General features: G+C 35.1%; 18 protein-coding genes, 2 tRNA genes and 1 pseudogene. 6 read left to right on the top strand and 15 right to left on the bottom strand.

Features of this window, described 5'->3' with window-relative positions:
* Nucleotides 1-3: 3 nt before the first annotated feature.
* The 12 genes from atpG to GKC53_04810 form a co-directional block, all read right to left on the bottom strand.
* Nucleotides 4-888, bottom strand: a complete 885-nt coding sequence (atpG, locus tag GKC53_04865; GenBank protein QRN41452.1) for a F0F1 ATP synthase subunit gamma — start codon at nucleotides 886-888, stop codon at nucleotides 4-6.
* A gap of 23 nt (nucleotides 889-911) precedes the next feature.
* Nucleotides 912-2,450, bottom strand: coding sequence for a F0F1 ATP synthase subunit alpha (locus GKC53_04860; protein QRN41451.1), 1,539 nt, complete (start codon nucleotides 2,448-2,450; stop codon nucleotides 912-914).
* A 9-nt stretch (nucleotides 2,451-2,459) separates the two neighbouring features.
* Nucleotides 2,460-2,999, bottom strand: a complete 540-nt coding sequence (locus GKC53_04855) for a F0F1 ATP synthase subunit delta (protein QRN41450.1) — start codon at nucleotides 2,997-2,999, stop codon at nucleotides 2,460-2,462.
* A gap of 2 nt (nucleotides 3,000-3,001) precedes the next feature.
* The gene (locus GKC53_04850; GenBank protein QRN41449.1) at nucleotides 3,002-3,472 is read right to left on the bottom strand and encodes a F0F1 ATP synthase subunit B; all 471 of its coding nucleotides are present in this window, start codon (nucleotides 3,470-3,472) and stop codon (nucleotides 3,002-3,004) included.
* Nucleotides 3,473-3,474: 2 nt separating this feature from the next.
* The gene (gene atpE / locus GKC53_04845; protein QRN41448.1) at nucleotides 3,475-3,708 is read right to left on the bottom strand and encodes a F0F1 ATP synthase subunit C; all 234 of its coding nucleotides are present in this window, start codon (nucleotides 3,706-3,708) and stop codon (nucleotides 3,475-3,477) included.
* Nucleotides 3,709-3,760: 52 nt separating this feature from the next.
* Nucleotides 3,761-4,597, bottom strand: a complete 837-nt coding sequence (gene atpB, locus GKC53_04840) for a F0F1 ATP synthase subunit A (GenBank protein QRN41841.1) — start codon at nucleotides 4,595-4,597, stop codon at nucleotides 3,761-3,763.
* A 14-nt stretch (nucleotides 4,598-4,611) separates the two neighbouring features.
* Nucleotides 4,612-4,956 carry a hypothetical protein gene (locus tag GKC53_04835; GenBank protein QRN41447.1) on the bottom strand — a complete coding sequence of 115 codons (345 nt, stop codon included), beginning with the start codon at nucleotides 4,954-4,956 and terminating at the stop codon, nucleotides 4,612-4,614.
* Between the two features lie 112 nt (nucleotides 4,957-5,068).
* Entirely contained in the window at nucleotides 5,069-5,932 is an 864-nt protein-coding gene (locus GKC53_04830) for a ParB/RepB/Spo0J family partition protein (GenBank protein QRN41446.1), read from the bottom strand.
* Nucleotides 5,933-5,948: 16 nt separating this feature from the next.
* Entirely contained in the window at nucleotides 5,949-6,728 is a 780-nt protein-coding gene (locus GKC53_04825; GenBank protein ID QRN41445.1) for an AAA family ATPase, read from the bottom strand.
* Between the two features lie 2 nt (nucleotides 6,729-6,730).
* A complete protein-coding gene (gene rsmG / locus GKC53_04820; protein QRN41840.1) occupies nucleotides 6,731-7,369 on the bottom strand; it encodes a 16S rRNA (guanine(527)-N(7))-methyltransferase RsmG in 639 nt (212 codons plus the stop codon).
* Nucleotides 7,362-9,251: a tRNA uridine-5-carboxymethylaminomethyl(34) synthesis enzyme MnmG gene (mnmG, locus tag GKC53_04815; protein ID QRN41444.1), complete on the bottom strand. Its 1,890-nt coding sequence runs from the start codon at nucleotides 9,249-9,251 to the stop codon at nucleotides 7,362-7,364. Before mnmG ends, rsmG begins: the two co-directional genes overlap by 8 nt.
* A 205-nt stretch (nucleotides 9,252-9,456) precedes the next feature.
* A tRNA-Thr gene (locus GKC53_04810) sits at nucleotides 9,457-9,532 on the bottom strand.
* Between the two features lie 163 nt (nucleotides 9,533-9,695).
* Here GKC53_04810 and GKC53_04805 point away from each other — a divergent pair.
* Nucleotides 9,696-9,780 (top strand) — tRNA-Leu (locus GKC53_04805).
* Nucleotides 9,781-9,840: 60 nt separating this feature from the next.
* Here the strand turns inward: GKC53_04805 and GKC53_04800 are convergent.
* Nucleotides 9,841-10,155, bottom strand: a complete 315-nt coding sequence (locus tag GKC53_04800) for a hypothetical protein (protein QRN41443.1) — start codon at nucleotides 10,153-10,155, stop codon at nucleotides 9,841-9,843.
* 267 nt (nucleotides 10,156-10,422) lie between these two features.
* Here GKC53_04800 and GKC53_04795 point away from each other — a divergent pair, with 267 nt between their 5' ends.
* The 5 genes and pseudogenes from GKC53_04795 to GKC53_04775 all read left to right on the top strand — a co-directional run bounded on the left by GKC53_04795 (nucleotide 10,423) and on the right by GKC53_04775 (nucleotide 12,777).
* Entirely contained in the window at nucleotides 10,423-10,581 is a 159-nt protein-coding gene (locus GKC53_04795) for a hypothetical protein (protein ID QRN41442.1), read from the top strand.
* The gene (locus GKC53_04790; protein QRN41441.1) at nucleotides 10,582-11,028 is read left to right on the top strand and encodes a hypothetical protein; all 447 of its coding nucleotides are present in this window, start codon (nucleotides 10,582-10,584) and stop codon (nucleotides 11,026-11,028) included. It abuts the gene before it with no gap.
* A 159-nt stretch (nucleotides 11,029-11,187) separates the two neighbouring features.
* Nucleotides 11,188-12,415 (top strand): annotated as a pseudogene (locus GKC53_04785) (transposase).
* A 41-nt stretch (nucleotides 12,416-12,456) separates the two neighbouring features.
* Nucleotides 12,457-12,591, top strand: a complete 135-nt coding sequence (locus GKC53_04780; protein ID QRN41839.1) for a hypothetical protein — start codon at nucleotides 12,457-12,459, stop codon at nucleotides 12,589-12,591.
* Nucleotides 12,592-12,615: 24 nt separating this feature from the next.
* Nucleotides 12,616-12,777, top strand: coding sequence for a hypothetical protein (locus tag GKC53_04775; GenBank protein ID QRN41838.1), 162 nt, complete (start codon nucleotides 12,616-12,618; stop codon nucleotides 12,775-12,777).
* A 244-nt stretch (nucleotides 12,778-13,021) separates the two neighbouring features.
* Here GKC53_04775 and GKC53_04770 read toward each other — a convergent pair whose 3' ends face one another.
* Together GKC53_04770 and GKC53_04765 are read right to left on the bottom strand one after the other, a co-directional pair.
* A complete protein-coding gene (locus GKC53_04770; protein QRN41440.1) occupies nucleotides 13,022-13,327 on the bottom strand; it encodes a hypothetical protein in 306 nt (101 codons plus the stop codon).
* 606 nt (nucleotides 13,328-13,933) lie between these two features.
* Entirely contained in the window at nucleotides 13,934-14,158 is a 225-nt protein-coding gene (locus GKC53_04765) for a hypothetical protein (protein ID QRN41439.1), read from the bottom strand.
* Nucleotides 14,159-14,383: the final 225 nt, after the last annotated feature.

Genomic DNA, 14,383 nt, shown 5'->3' with positions numbered 1-14,383 from the left:
TAGCTATACAGCAGCAGCGCCAGCAACAATTTCCGATAATTCTGTTGTAATAGCCGCTTGACGAGACTTATTGTATTTAAGCCGTAAAAACTTAATTGCGTTACTCGCGTTATCAGTAGCGGACTTCATTGCAACCATTCTAGCTGCTTGCTCTGAAGCCATGCTATCACACACCGCTTGATATACAACAGATTCCAAATAACGCTGTACTAAAAATTCAAGCACTTCTAAAGCACTTGGTTCAAAAATATAGTCCCATTGGTAATGAGAACTCCTTGATGAGCTCTCATCACCCTCCAAGACTTCTTTTCCTACAGGTAAAAAATATTCATCCACAGGCATTTGTTTCATCGTATTAATAAATCTCGAATACATTAAATGCACAACATCTATTTCTTTATTTTCATACTTATCAAATACGACTTTCAAAGATCCTAGCAGTATTTCTAATCTAGGAATATCACCTAAACCGACCGTGCTGGCAATAACATTCAAGCCTAATCGTTGGCAAGTTAACAGTCCCTTTAACCCAAAACATACAACATCGACAGGAACTCCTTGCTTAGTGTATTCCTTCACCTTAGCGAAAAATACTTTCAAAACATTTGAATTTAAGCCACCACATAAACCTTTATCTGTCGTAATTAATACGATACAAGCTCTTTTTATATTTTCCCTTCTATCAAGCAATAAAAGTGCTTCATCAGGGTTTGTAGCAGCCAAATGTTTCATTACATCCCTCACTTCATCTGCATAGGGACGTGCTTTACTCATTCTCTCTTGAGTCTTTCGCATTTTAGAGGTTGACACCATCTGCATAGCTTTAGTGATTTTTTGTGTATTTTGCACACTACGAATCTTGGTGATAATCTCTTTACCTACAGCCATTCTTTTCCTCTCTCAAATCCTTTTCATGCAAAAGATTTTTTAAACGATTCCATTGCTTTAGACAGAACCTGCTCCGTCTGCTCACTCATTACCCCAGTCTTATCTATATCTTGGACTACTTGAGGATGAGAAGTTTTGACAAATTCTAAAAATTCTTTTTCAAATCTCAATGCATCTACAACGCGCACATCATCATAAGCATGACCATTGATAGACCAAAGCGTCACCGCCATCTCACCAACACTCAATGTACTGAACTGCTTCTGTTTCATCAGTTCGGTTACCACTTCACCATGTTGTAATTGTTTACGTGTTGCCTCATCTAAATCTGATGCAAATTGAGAAAATGCAGCCAACTCACGATATTGAGCCAAAGCTAAACGAATACCACCGCCTAATTTTTTGATCACCTTAGTTTGGGCAGCACCACCGACACGAGATACTGAGATACCTGCATTAATCGCTGGACGAATTCCTGAGTTAAACAAATCTGTTTCTAAGAATATTTGTCCGTCAGTAATAGAAATAACATTAGTAGGAACAAAAGCCGATACATCACCTGCTTGAGTTTCAATAATCGGTAAGGCAGTCAAGGATCCAGTTTTCCCTGTCACTTTCCCACCAGTTAATTTTTCAACTTCCTGTGCATTAATTCTAGCGGCACGCTCTAACAATCTTGAATGTAAATAAAAAATATCACCAGGATAAGCCTCACGACCAGGAGGACGACGAAGCAGTAACGAAATTTGACGGTAAGCTACCGCCTGTTTTGATAAATCATCATAAACTATCAATGCATCTTCACCAATATCCCTAAAATACTCCCCCATTGTACAACCCGAATAAGGTGCAATGTATTGCAACGCAGCAGATTCTGCTGCAGACGCAGCAACTACAATTGTGTGCGCCAAAGCACCCTGCTCTTCCAATTTCCTAACAACATTAGCAATCGAAGAAGCTTTCTGCCCAATTGCCACATAGATACAAATAACTCCCGTACCTTTTTGATTAACAATCGTATCCAGAGCGACAGTAGTCTTACCTGTCTGACGATCACCAATAATTAATTCTCTTTGCCCACGACCAATAGGCACCATTGAATCCACAGCCTTCAAACCAGTTTGTAATGGTTGATCAACTGACTTTCGCTGAATCACACCCGGTGCAATCTTTTCAATTGGTGCTGACTCTTTACTATTAATAGATCCTTTACCATCAATCGGTTGTCCTAAAGCATTCACAACACGACCAACCAATTCACGTCCAACTGGAACTTCAAAAATACGACCGGTACAGACAACCTCATCACCTTCTGTAATGTGATTATACTCTCCCAAGATAACTGCACCAACAAAATCTCTCTCTAAGTTCATGGCCAGACCATAAGTATGCCCTGGAAACTCAATCATTTCTCCTAGCATAACATCTGATAATCCATGAATCCTAACGATACCATCAGTTACAGAAATAACTGTTCCACGGGTACGTACTTCCTCACCCAAAGAAAAATTTTTAATTCTTTCCTTAATTATTTCGCTTATCTCAGCAGGATTTAGCTGCATGAAAATCTCCTAACTTGTCATGGTCTGATAAAGTGAATCTAACTCACTTTTGACAGACATATCTAACACTTGATCACCGAACTCAACTTTAAAACCACCTATAAGTTCTGGTTCAATCACCAATTTAGTCGCCAATTTAGCTCCACAATGTGTTTCAACTGATCTTACTAAATCAGCAAATTCATCATCTGAGAGCGGATATGCACTATATAGCGTTGCTTGTCCAATTCCCTCTGTCGCCAACACCATTTCTTTGTATAATTCATAAATAGCATTAATCAACTGAACTCGATTGTTTTCAATTAAAATCACAAGAAAGTTTTCCAGCATTCCATCTAGGCCATCTTTTCCTACTATACTAGAAAAACTATCTATTTTTTGGTTCTTACTAAATTTAGGCGACTCAATCAAAATTTGAACTTTAGGATTCAAACTCACCTCCGATAAAACGGATAGCTGTTTTAACCAAGATTCTAATTTATTTCGCTCCTGTGCCAAACTATACAAAGCTTTAGCATAGGGTCTAGCAACTGTCGCTAATTCAGTCATTATTACAGCTCCTGTTTGAGAGTATTTAAGATGTCAGTATGATTCTCGGAATTAATTTCACGACGAAGAATCTTTTCCGCTCCTAAAATAGCCAATTGAGCTACCTTTAATCTTAACTCTTCTTTTACTCTATTAACTTCCTGATCAATCTGAGATTGAGCCTGTTCAATAATTTTATTAGCTTGAACTTGAGCCTCTTGTTTTGCACTCTCAGTGATTAACTCAGCCCTCTTATCAGCACTAGCAATCATTTCTGAAACTCGCTGACGACCCTCTGCCAAAGACGCTGCAACTTGTAATTCCGCTTTTTCAAAATCACTCTTACCACGCTCTGCAGCAGCCAACCCCTCAGCAATTGTATTAGCACGCTCGTCCAATGCCTTTGCAATCGGAGGCCATACAAACTTCATAGTAAACCAAACTAACGCAATAAAAACAATAGCCTGTGCAATTAAAGTTACATTTATATTCACGATTAAACCTTCAAATAGTAGAGAAAAGAAACGCCTAAACTAATAATGAACGCAGCATCAATCATACCCATAATAATGAAAAACTTAGTTAATAAAGAATTCATTAACTCTGGCTGACGACCTGAAGCTTCCATGTACTTAGCGCCCAATAAACCAATACCAATTGAAGCACCCATGGCTGGAATACCAATCATCAAACCACAAGCAATCGCAATCAATCCACCTATACCTGACATGTCAAACTCCTTAAAAATAAAAAATTTAAATCTATTAAACCAATCTAACTAACTAATGGGAATCATGCGCTTGCCCTATATAAACAAAAGCTAGCACCATGAACAAATAAGCCTGCAAAGTAATAATCAAAATATGAAAAATCGCCCAAGCAGAACCTAATATTATTTGCAATAACAATAATAAGGAACTACTCAACATATTACTTGATGTCCACGCACCACCAAGTAGTGCAATAACCATAAACACAATTTCACCAGCGTACATATTACCCCATAATCGCATACCATGAGATAACGTTTTGGATACATATTCGATAATATTCATAAACAAATTCGGTAATGCAAACAGAATATTGCTACCAAACGGAACTGAAACTAATTCGTGCCACCAAACTTTCAATCCTTTTATTTTAATATTGTAATAAAAACATAACACTAAAACAGATATAGAAAGTGCCATTGTAGTATTTAAATCAGCAGTAGCAACAACTCTTAGAGCTGCATGTTCATCATGCAACAAATGTTGCCATGCCCAAGGTAACAAGTCTACTGGCAATAAATCCATAAAATTCATAAAGAAAATCCAGACAAAGAGTGTCAATCCCAACGGAGCCACTAATCTTCTAGACACTGGATTATGTACCATCTCTTTACAGCTACTATCCACAAATTCATACAAAAGCTCAATTAGTGCCTGGAATCGCCCAGGAACCCCCGGGGTCACTCTTTTGGCTACAAGTCGTAATATAACACACGCCAACACCCCCAAAATAACTGCAAAGAAAAGACTGTCAATATTAATATACGAAAAATCAAATAAGGCTGTTTGGAGCCTCTCAGGAATACTATAATTAATCAAATGATGTCCAATATATTCATTAGAAGTCATTGTTGATGCATTACTCATAAATAAGAACTTTTCCTAAACATTAATAAGCCAACTTGAGTTACCAAAATCAAACCCACCAAATAACCTATCCAATTAACTTCAGGGCATAGAAAGTAAATGGTAACAATTATAACCACAGTCACTACTATCTTGTGAACTTCAACAATAAGCAAAGCAATGGGTAACAACTCTGGAGTTTTCTTTAACCTAGTTAAAACAACAATCGATAGTAACGTAGGTATAAAATAAGTCAATCCACCTAATAAAACCGAAACCGCTACAGAAAGCTCTGAAAAAATCAAAGCCACAAACCAAGACAAGCAAATAACTACCAACTGCAATTTTGCTAAATCTTTCATGTTTTTTTATTTTTAGAATAAAGAGTTCAATTATAAATAAACCACAATCACTCAGTCAAGGTCTTAATACCTATTAAAACTAGTAACCCACGTGATTTAATTAAAATTTAACCTAAAAATTCTTATTATTATTTTTAAAATGCATCTTCAATAGCAATTGATCCAATTCATCATAAGAGGTAAAACTAAAGGATAATACACCTGAGCCGAGTTTAGAATTTTCTCGTAAGTCAACTTTTATACCAAAATAATCGCTTAATTGCTCTTCTAATTTCTGAGTTTCGATATCCTTTATTTTCTTAGTTTGAGTAACGCCTATACGGTTAACTCTTTTCTCAATTTCTCGGACTGACCAACCTCTCTTAACCGCTTTATGAGCCAAATCCAATTGTTTCATAACTGGTAAAGTAATGATGGCTCGTGCGTGCCCCATATCTAATTTATTTTCTATCAAATATCCTTGGATTTCTTCAGGCAAATTTAACAAGCGCATGGTATTAGTGATGCTACTACGAGAACGACCTACTGCACTGGCTATTTTTTCATGTGTTAGACCAAACTCTTCCTTAAGCCTGAGCAACCCTTGTGCTTCTTCAATGGGGTTTAAATTTTGTCTCTGAATATTTTCAATTAATCCAATTGCTAAGGCATCTTCATCACTAATTTCTCTAATAATTGCTGGTATTTCTGTTAGCCCCGCCAATTGACTTGCTCTCCATCTTCTTTCACCTGCAATTATTTCATAGCTATGATCCTTTTTTTTTCTCACCAAAATCGGCTGAATAATCCCATGCTCCTTAATCGATTCCGCCAACTCTTGCAAAGATTTATTATCCATCTGTGCTCGAGGTTGATAAATACCCGGCTCTAAGTCTGAAACATTTAATAATTCAACTGACTGAACATTATCCGACGCCTCTAAACTAACTCCCAATAAAGAATCCAGTCCCCTACCTAAAGTATTTTTTTTTACCATATGAAACCTTTATTTTTTAACCGAATTTTTTGATTTTTTCATTTAACTCTCTTGCTAACTCTAAATAGCTTTTCGCACCTTTAGAATGCTCATCATATGTAATAACTGGCAATCCATGACTTGGTGCTTCTGCTAATTTAATGTTTCTAGGTATGGTCGTCTTAAACAAATCTGATTGAAAATATTTTTCTAGTTGACTAGAAACCTCTTTTGATAAATTACTACGAGAATCAAACATTGTTCGAACCAAACCTATAATTTCTAAGGAGGGATTAATCTTAGATTTTTTAATCTTATTAATAGTTGCTATCAAATCAGAAATACCTTCCAACGCATAATACTCGCAAATCATTGGAACTAATATAAAATCAGCCGCCACTAAAGAATTAATAGTCAGAAGTGTTAAGGTAGGGGGAGAGTCAATCAGTATATAATCATATTTTTCTCGAACTGTATTTAACGCAATTTTTAATTTCATTTCTCGAGCTAACTCTTGTACCAACTCAATCTCAGCACCGACTAAAGAACGATTAGAGCCTAAAACATCAAAATCTGCTCCTTTAGAATGTAAAATTGCATTTTCTACAATAGATTCATCAAATAAAATATTGTACACACCGAGTTCAAGTGAATTTTTATCCACACCACTACCTGTCGTTGCATTTCCCTGAGGGTCTAAATCTACTACTAAAACATCTTTTCCCATTCTAGCTAACGAGGCTGCCAAATTGACCGTAGTAGTAGTTTTACCTACTCCACCCTTTTGATTAGTAATAGCAATAATATGACAACTCATTATTAATCCTTATTAAACAACATCTTAACAATATGCCTTTCTGCATTAATTTGAGGTACACTAATCGGCTTAATCCAATCTACTACTATCCAATCGGGTAATTTTGAAAGTTCCTCATAGGGATAAGTTCCTTTCATAGCTAACCAGCAACCTTCATCAGATAATAGTTGCTTTGTCATATTAACAAAATCACTTAACTCTGAAAATGCTCTACTAACCAACATATCAAACTTCATACCTTGTAAAACTTCTATTCTACTTTGCTTTACTTCAACATTAGATAATGCCAATTCAATAACTACCTGCGACAAAAAAGTAGTTTTTTTGCTATTAGAATCAACCAATACAACTTTCAAGTCAGGTTTAGTAATTGCAATTGGAATTCCAGGCAAACCTCCTCCAGAACCAACGTCCATTAAAGAGTCAATATTATCGAGCTCATTCAAAATACTTAAACTATCAAATATATGGTGGGTTAGCATTTGAAACTTATTTCGCAATGCTGTTAAATTATAAGTCTTATTCCATTTATATAATAAATCAATATATTGCAATAATTTTGACTCCACCTCCTCAGGCAAAAAAACCTGTAACTCACTCAACCCTTCCCGTAAATCTGATAAATGAATCGATTCATGCATTTTCATCTTGAAATCCTTTTTTTGCATAGACCAATAACAACATGACAGCAGCTGGGGTGACACCAGAAATTCTTGAAGCCTGACCAATATTCTCTGGCTTAAACTCCATCAATTTTTGCTTAACTTCATTAGATAAGCCAATTAGTTGATTATAATCTAAATCATGGGGGAGACTAATTAAATCAAGATCCTTCTGTTTTTCGATTGATTGGTTTTGTTTTTCAATATATCCCTTGTATTTGACCGAAATTTCTATTTGTTCAATTTCTTCTAAAGATAATTTCTTACCCTCTGTAGCGGGTAACAATGTCATTAGATCCTCATATCTAATTTGGGGTCTACTTAATAAACTCTCCAGATTGTATTCATGACTTATAGTTTTACCTAATACCCTAATTTGATCATGTGTAGAGACTTTTGTAGGTGTAATCCATACCTCTTTTAAACGTTGCAATTCTCGTTCTATATTATCTTGTTTTTTTTCATATTGATGCCACTGAGTCTCACTTACCACACCCAATCGATACCCTATATGGGTCAAACGTTTATCTGCATTATCTTCTCTTAATTGCAAGCGATACTCAGCTCGGCTTGTAAACATACGATAAGGCTCGGTGAGACCTTTAGTTAATAGATCATCCACCAAAACACCAATATATGCTTCATTTCGGGCAGGTACCCAAATATCCTGCTCTCTAACTTTTAATACAGCATTAATTCCTGCTAAAAGACCTTGCGCAGCAGCTTCTTCATAACCTGTTGTACCATTAATCTGTCCTGCAAAAAATAAATTTTCTATAACTTTGGTCTCTAAACTTGACTTTAATGCTCTTGGATCAAAATAATCATATTCAATCGCATAACCAGGTCTTAAAATATGAGCATTTTCTAAACCTGACATACTCCTTACTAACTGAATTTGTATGTCAAAAGGCAAACTAGTTGAAATACCATTAGGATAAAACTCATGTGTTGTTAAACCTTCTGGCTCCAAAAAAATTTGGTGGCTGTCTTTATCTCTAAATCTATTAATTTTATCTTCGATAGAAGGACAATAGCGAGGGCCAACTCCTTCTATTACGCCTGTAAATATAGGACTCCTATTAAAACCTGAACGAATAATATCATGAGTACGGGCATTGGTATGAGTGATCCAACATGAAACTTGTGATGGGTGAGAAAATCTTTCTGAACGAACTGAAAAATAAGGAGCAGGATCATCCCCAGGCTGTTCTTGTAACTTTGTAAAATCAATAGTTCTACCATCAATTCTGGGTGGTGTTCCTGTTTTTAGTCGGCCTCTAGGCAAGTCTAGATCACTTAAACATTTGCCCAATCGATTAGCTGCAACATCACCTGCCCGTCCCCCACTATAATTCTGTAATCCAATGTGAATCTTACCTGTTAAAAAAGTTCCCACAGTCAAAATAACAGTTTGAGCATAAAAATCTAAATCGATAGTCGTTTTAACACCAATAACTTTATAGTTCTTTACAATAAGATCATCAACAGACTGTTGAAACAAATCCAAATTATTTTGATTCTCCAAGACACCTCTAATGGCTGCTTTATATAACAAACGATCTGCTTGAGCCCTAGTAGCCCTTACCGCTGGACCTTTAGATGAATTTAGTCTTCTAAACTGAATGCCAGACTGATCTGCAGCCCAGCCCATAACCCCACCCAATGCATCAATTTCTCTTACTAAATGCCCCTTACCTATTCCTCCAATAGAAGGATTACACGACATTTGCCCCAAAGTTTCAATGTTATGTGTCAATAACAATGTTTGTGCACCCATCCTCGCTGCAACCAATGCTGCCTCTGTTCCTGCATGGCCACCCCCAACGACAATTACATCATATTTCTTAGGATAAATCATAATTAAAACAAAAAAGGTTATTCAGGGTCTACGATTATACTATAACAATGATTTTTCTCACTCAAATAACTTTGAACTTTAAATTCAATCAACTTTAAATAACCAAATTGTAGATAGGTTGAGATTGAAAGAATTGTTATATTGATTAAAATCAAAAAAATATAGAATAAAAAAAAGCTTCCTACTTGGAAGCTTTTTTTTATTCTGGTGCCGGCACCAAGAGTCGAACTCGGGACCTTCTGATTACAAGTCAGCTGCTCTACCAACTGAGCTATGCCGGCGAATTTGAAGCGTAATTATCGCCAATTTTATTCATTTTTGCAAGTCACTTTAAAAATAAAATTGCAAATAAAATAATTCCACTAGGTTCACTAATTATGGTTAAAATGTATTGCCAATAAAGCCCAATACAATTATAATGTCGTAATCGAAGTCTAATTTCGTGCGGAAGTGGCGAAATTGGTAGACGCACTAGACTTAGGATCTAGCGCCGCAAGGTGTGAGAGTTCGAGTCTCTCCTTCCGCACCATCTTAGTTATCTTGTCAACCGAGTTGGTTTTTTCGCTTTAAAAATAATTTCCATCTAAGGTTAGATTGCTAGAATCTGGGCTAAAACGATTTTTAAATTTTCTTTTAAAGATTCATTGTTTGGCAGCACTTCTAGTCCATTATCTAGAATTTCTTTTGCTTTATCAATATCATGGTTTCTCACACAGATTTCTCCTAAAAGAATAAATGATCGCTCTATTTCATCATATTCCATAGTCAAATTATTATTTATAACGTTCAAATATGGCAATATGGAATTTTCCATATATTGAAAGTTTTCATCGCCATCTAAGAGTATATTATAAATTAATTCGTTAATATATTTATGACGTAAAGGATTTCTGCTACCAATCAAGTTAGCTGTTTTTAAAAATGAAACTCCTGCATTTTTTAATCTTCCATTTTATTATAATAAAAGAGATCCCATCGGATTTGAGAAAGATCAACATGACTTTATTAAAAGAACTCACTACGAACCACAATTGAGGAAATTAAAAAAGCATGGTATAGATCTGTCTAATAGAGGAATCGCCATACAAGATTTAATTTGGAGCTCTAGTGTCCAGCATGGAGCAAATACAGATGTTATTTAAAATCCTTAAAAGGAAAAGATGTTAACAAAATGACCGATATTCAAATTATTAATGCGGTACAAGACAAAAGAGAAGTCAAATATAGAAACTATCAGAATGAATCATGCGAGCAGGAGTGCATAGGTAAAAAAGAAAGACAAGATTTATTCAAATTAGATCGAAAATATCAAATGATGAAAGAGAATTAAATGTTTAAAAATTATGTATTGCTAACATGTTTACTGATTGGCTCTACCGCTTGTGCCAAAAATGTTAATATGACTAAAGCTAATTCTATTAATGATTTTTTTGCACCAAAAGAATATGAAAATGACGAAAATGAGAAAAAATGTATGCGGGATAACATCAATAGTTTCGACGGATTAACTTATTGTTTGGAAATTGGAATAGATAAAATTAAGAAAAATATTAAACAAAAATTAATTAACCTAAATAAATCAGAGTCAATTCTGGATACTGAGCTTAATAAAATTAAAATAAAATGCAGGAAAAAAGCAATAAATAGCTTTAAAGAAGATGATGATGAAGAAAGGAGTGAGAAGGATATAGAAATGGAAGAAGCACCAACAGTTAACTCATTAACTGCCGATTGTATAAAATATGATCTATACCAATTCGGTCGTAATTTAAAATAGTATTATCCCCACCACAAGGTGGGGATTTTTTTGTCATGCTCGCCGTAAGACCCCGTCCTTCAGGGCGGGGATATAAGGCGTAACCACAAAGTGGTTATTCCGTCTTTTAGTGTCTATGCTATCTTATTGACTATTCATAGTTCATTAGATAATCAAGACATGCAAATCAAAAAAGATTTTAAATTTGAGTTAATACCTAATGGTGAACATATTCGCAAAATGAAGCAGTTTGTGGTTGTTCTTGTTTTGTATTTAATCATGCTTTAGATTGGCAGAATAAGCACTATGAGGCTGATAACGGTTTCAAATTCTGCTACAGTAAAATATCGAGCTTACTACCTAAATGGAAAGATGAGTTCAAATGGCTTAAAGATTGCCATAGTCAAGTGTTACAACAATCCTTAAAAGATCTAGAAGCCTCTTTTCGGAATTTCTTTGCCAAACGTTCTAGTTTTCCTAAGTTTAAGAAAAAGGGATTGAAAGAAAGCTTTAGATTTCCCCAAGGTGTAAAACTAGAACAAGGTAACAACCGTTTGTATTTACCCAAAATAGGCTGGGTAAGATACCGTAATAGTCGTCATGTCATTGGTTCAATTAAAAACGTTACCATTAGTCACAAGTGTGGAAAGTGGTATGTTGCTATACAAACGGAATATGATGTTGAACTACCAATACCATTAGGTAATGAAGTGGGTATATAGATATGGGGATTACCCGTTTTGCAACCTTAAGTAACGGTCAATACTTTGAGCCTATCAATCGTTTTAAAACGGCACAACGTCAGTTAGCTAAACTGCAATGTCAAATGAGCCATAAGACGCCATTGAGTCACAACTGGAAAAAAGCAAAAAATAAAGTATCACGCTTACACTCGAGAATAGCCAATATTAGACGTCATTACCTTCATCAAATCTCTGCTCAAATTAGCAAAAACCACGCCATTGTGTATGTAGAAGATTTGCAGGTTGGTCACATATCTAAGTCTGCAAAGGGGGATATGACTCATCCTGGTAAAAGAGTAAAGCAAAAATCGGGATTAAATCGTTCTATCCTAGATCAATCATGGTATGAATTTAGAAGGCAACTGGACTATAAACTGTTATGGCGAGGAGGTCATTTAGTAGCAGTGAATCCTAAGAATACCAGTCGTACTTGCCCAAAATGCGGGCATATAAGTGCACAGAACCGTCAAACGCAATCAAACTTTGAATGTGTTGCATGTGGATATAAATTAAATGCAGATGAGGTTGGAGCGATAAATATATTAAGGGCAGGATGTGCCCGGTTAGCCTGTGAAGTGAATGATGCAGTAAGGTCATCAGCAACAGGAACCCACCGAAGTGAGTTAGCAATACTGCTAAACACCGTAGGAATCCCTGCTCTTTAGGCCGGCGAGGACGTCAAGAGGAAAATTATCCAACTAGGCGTATTACATTTACCGGATATGATTTTTTGAAATCTACAGGTAGAAAAATTAATGGTGCAAATTATAGCCAAATTTTAAAAAGCCTTGAACGATTAAAGGGTACAGCATTATCAACCAACAAAACCATTGAGACTTAGGAAGTTGGTGCTGGGTTAGGACTTCTGGATAGTTCCAGTTACATTAAAAATAGAAAAACAGGTAAAGTCGAATACATAGAAGTTGTTTTGCCCCAATGGTTGTATTGTGAGATAACAACCAAAAGGATTGCGAAAATCAATCCGGAATATCTTAAATTAAAACCGTTAGAAAAAAGGATTTACTAGCAAAACATATTGGGTCACACAAAGAAACAAAATATCCTCAACCCGCCTAAAACGCGTTTTAAGGTGGGGGGGGCAAGGGGTGAGATTTTTTTACCCATACCCAAAATTTTCAAATTTGAGGGTTTTTTGTGGGTTTGTGACGATTTCCACATATTTTGAGGAAAACTTATGAAATAGATGCAAAACAAAATTGATTTGATAGGAAAAAAGGTTTTTGACTCATTTTTGAGCATTATGCTCGACTTCATTCGTAGGTAGTAAATTCTTTTGCTTTTTTGGATATAATTTCCAAGGAGTAATTAATACAATCCTCTGCAGATGCAAAAAAATCATTTTCATCTATATTGAAATCACTATCATCTATCCAAAAAGACTCCGACACTGTAACACTTCCATTTGAAAGTAACAAATCAAATAATTCTCTTTTACTTAAAACAGAGAAATATTGATTTTTATTATTTTTATATATATCTAGTTTGTAGTCTGAGGCATCATGACCGAAATCTAAAAAAAATGTTATAGATTTAACTAGTTCATTATATTCAATCATTATTTATCCAAACATAGGTGTTTATTTTTGATATACGTATTCAAAACAGTGACCATGCTTTCTTGCCCTAAGTTACTTGGCTTAATTCTATCTAAACTTTTACTTCTATACAAACATGTTCTTGTAGGCTTCCCTGTACCTTTTCCAAAAACAAATCATTTATTATCCACCATTTTCTCTCGGCATAAATACGATACACTCAACTGCCACCGACCTTTTAGCATCAATAATAATGTTTGGAAAAACTATAACTAATGCAAGGAAATCGACAACAAACATTCCTCGACTATTATGATTTACGTATTTTTTAATCTCGTATTGAGCGTATGTTTCTTGTATTGACTAGTCAAATAAAACATTCAAGAAATAAAAAAAATGGATAACAAATCAAGTTCACATGCTGCTTATAACATTAGTCACATGTAACAACCAAATACTAACACAAAGCACTCACCAAAATTCACTCGATCATTTTAAAGGAGCTTTTACTCAAACTTTACATTATTTAAGGAATATTGCCCCCCAGAAATCTTTTAATTGATACCGATTTTCTTCAATAATTTTAATAAAATAAAGCACCTAAGAGGTGCTTTATTTTATCTACTTTTACAATACACCGAGGCTAAGTACTGTTTTTGGAAGTTTGACAATATTCATAATTAGTTCACACAAACCATTTGCGAAACCAACGACCACAGTCAGATCTGCACTAGTTTGCACAACCTCTGCTGGAATAAGGCTACGTGTCTCCTTAGCTTTAGGTGCCTTATCCTCAGCAAACGCTGCAGTTGAAAATAATGCTAAAAATGCTACCAAACTCAACTTTCTCATAGTCATACCTCCTTTTTTTCAGTTGACAACAATTTGCTACAAGAACATCCCGTAGCTATGGCAGATTCTATACATTTTAGATGTAAAATGCAAATAGAATTTAATTGATTTCCTATGCTCTTTAATTGTATAACCCAAAAATATTCCTAAAAGTTATATTGAGATCCTAGTAAGTAATTAATTAATATTTTTTTGCTTAAAATCACCAGAATTCTAACCATGACA

The sequence above is a fragment of the Neisseriaceae bacterium genome, from assembly GCA_016864895.1.
In the GTDB taxonomy this organism is placed as follows: Bacteria; Pseudomonadota; Gammaproteobacteria; order Burkholderiales; family Neisseriaceae; genus QFNR01.
Note: the sequence above shows the minus strand (reverse complement) of the source record. Positions and strands in the feature narration are given on the sequence as shown.

Bases quoted from the DNA above. Each gene is read 5' to 3' on its own strand.
- atpG (QRN41452.1), bottom strand. From the start codon at position 888: ATGGCTGTAGGTAAAGAGATTATCACCAAGATTCGTAGTGTGCAAAAT.
- GKC53_04860 (QRN41451.1), bottom strand. From the start codon at position 2,450: ATGCAGCTAAATCCTGCTGAGATAAGCGAAATAATTAAGGAAAGAATT.
- GKC53_04855 (QRN41450.1), bottom strand. From the start codon at position 2,999: ATGACTGAATTAGCGACAGTTGCTAGACCCTATGCTAAAGCTTTGTAT.
- atpE (QRN41448.1), bottom strand. From the start codon at position 3,708: ATGTCAGGTATAGGTGGATTGATTGCGATTGCTTGTGGTTTGATGATT.
- atpB (QRN41841.1), bottom strand. From the start codon at position 4,597: ATGACTTCTAATGAATATATTGGACATCATTTGATTAATTATAGTATT.
- GKC53_04835 (QRN41447.1), bottom strand. From the start codon at position 4,956: ATGAAAGATTTAGCAAAATTGCAGTTGGTAGTTATTTGCTTGTCTTGG.
- GKC53_04830 (QRN41446.1), bottom strand. From the start codon at position 5,932: ATGGTAAAAAAAAATACTTTAGGTAGGGGACTGGATTCTTTATTGGGA.
- GKC53_04825 (QRN41445.1), bottom strand. From the start codon at position 6,728: ATGAGTTGTCATATTATTGCTATTACTAATCAAAAGGGTGGAGTAGGT.
- rsmG (QRN41840.1), bottom strand. From the start codon at position 7,369: ATGCATGAATCGATTCATTTATCAGATTTACGGGAAGGGTTGAGTGAG.
- mnmG (QRN41444.1), bottom strand. From the start codon at position 9,251: ATGATTTATCCTAAGAAATATGATGTAATTGTCGTTGGGGGTGGCCAT.
- GKC53_04795 (QRN41442.1), top strand. From the start codon at position 10,423: ATGACCGATATTCAAATTATTAATGCGGTACAAGACAAAAGAGAAGTC.
- GKC53_04790 (QRN41441.1), top strand. From the start codon at position 10,582: ATGTTTAAAAATTATGTATTGCTAACATGTTTACTGATTGGCTCTACC.
- GKC53_04770 (QRN41440.1), bottom strand. From the start codon at position 13,327: ATGATTGAATATAATGAACTAGTTAAATCTATAACATTTTTTTTAGAT.
- GKC53_04765 (QRN41439.1), bottom strand. From the start codon at position 14,158: ATGAGAAAGTTGAGTTTGGTAGCATTTTTAGCATTATTTTCAACTGCA.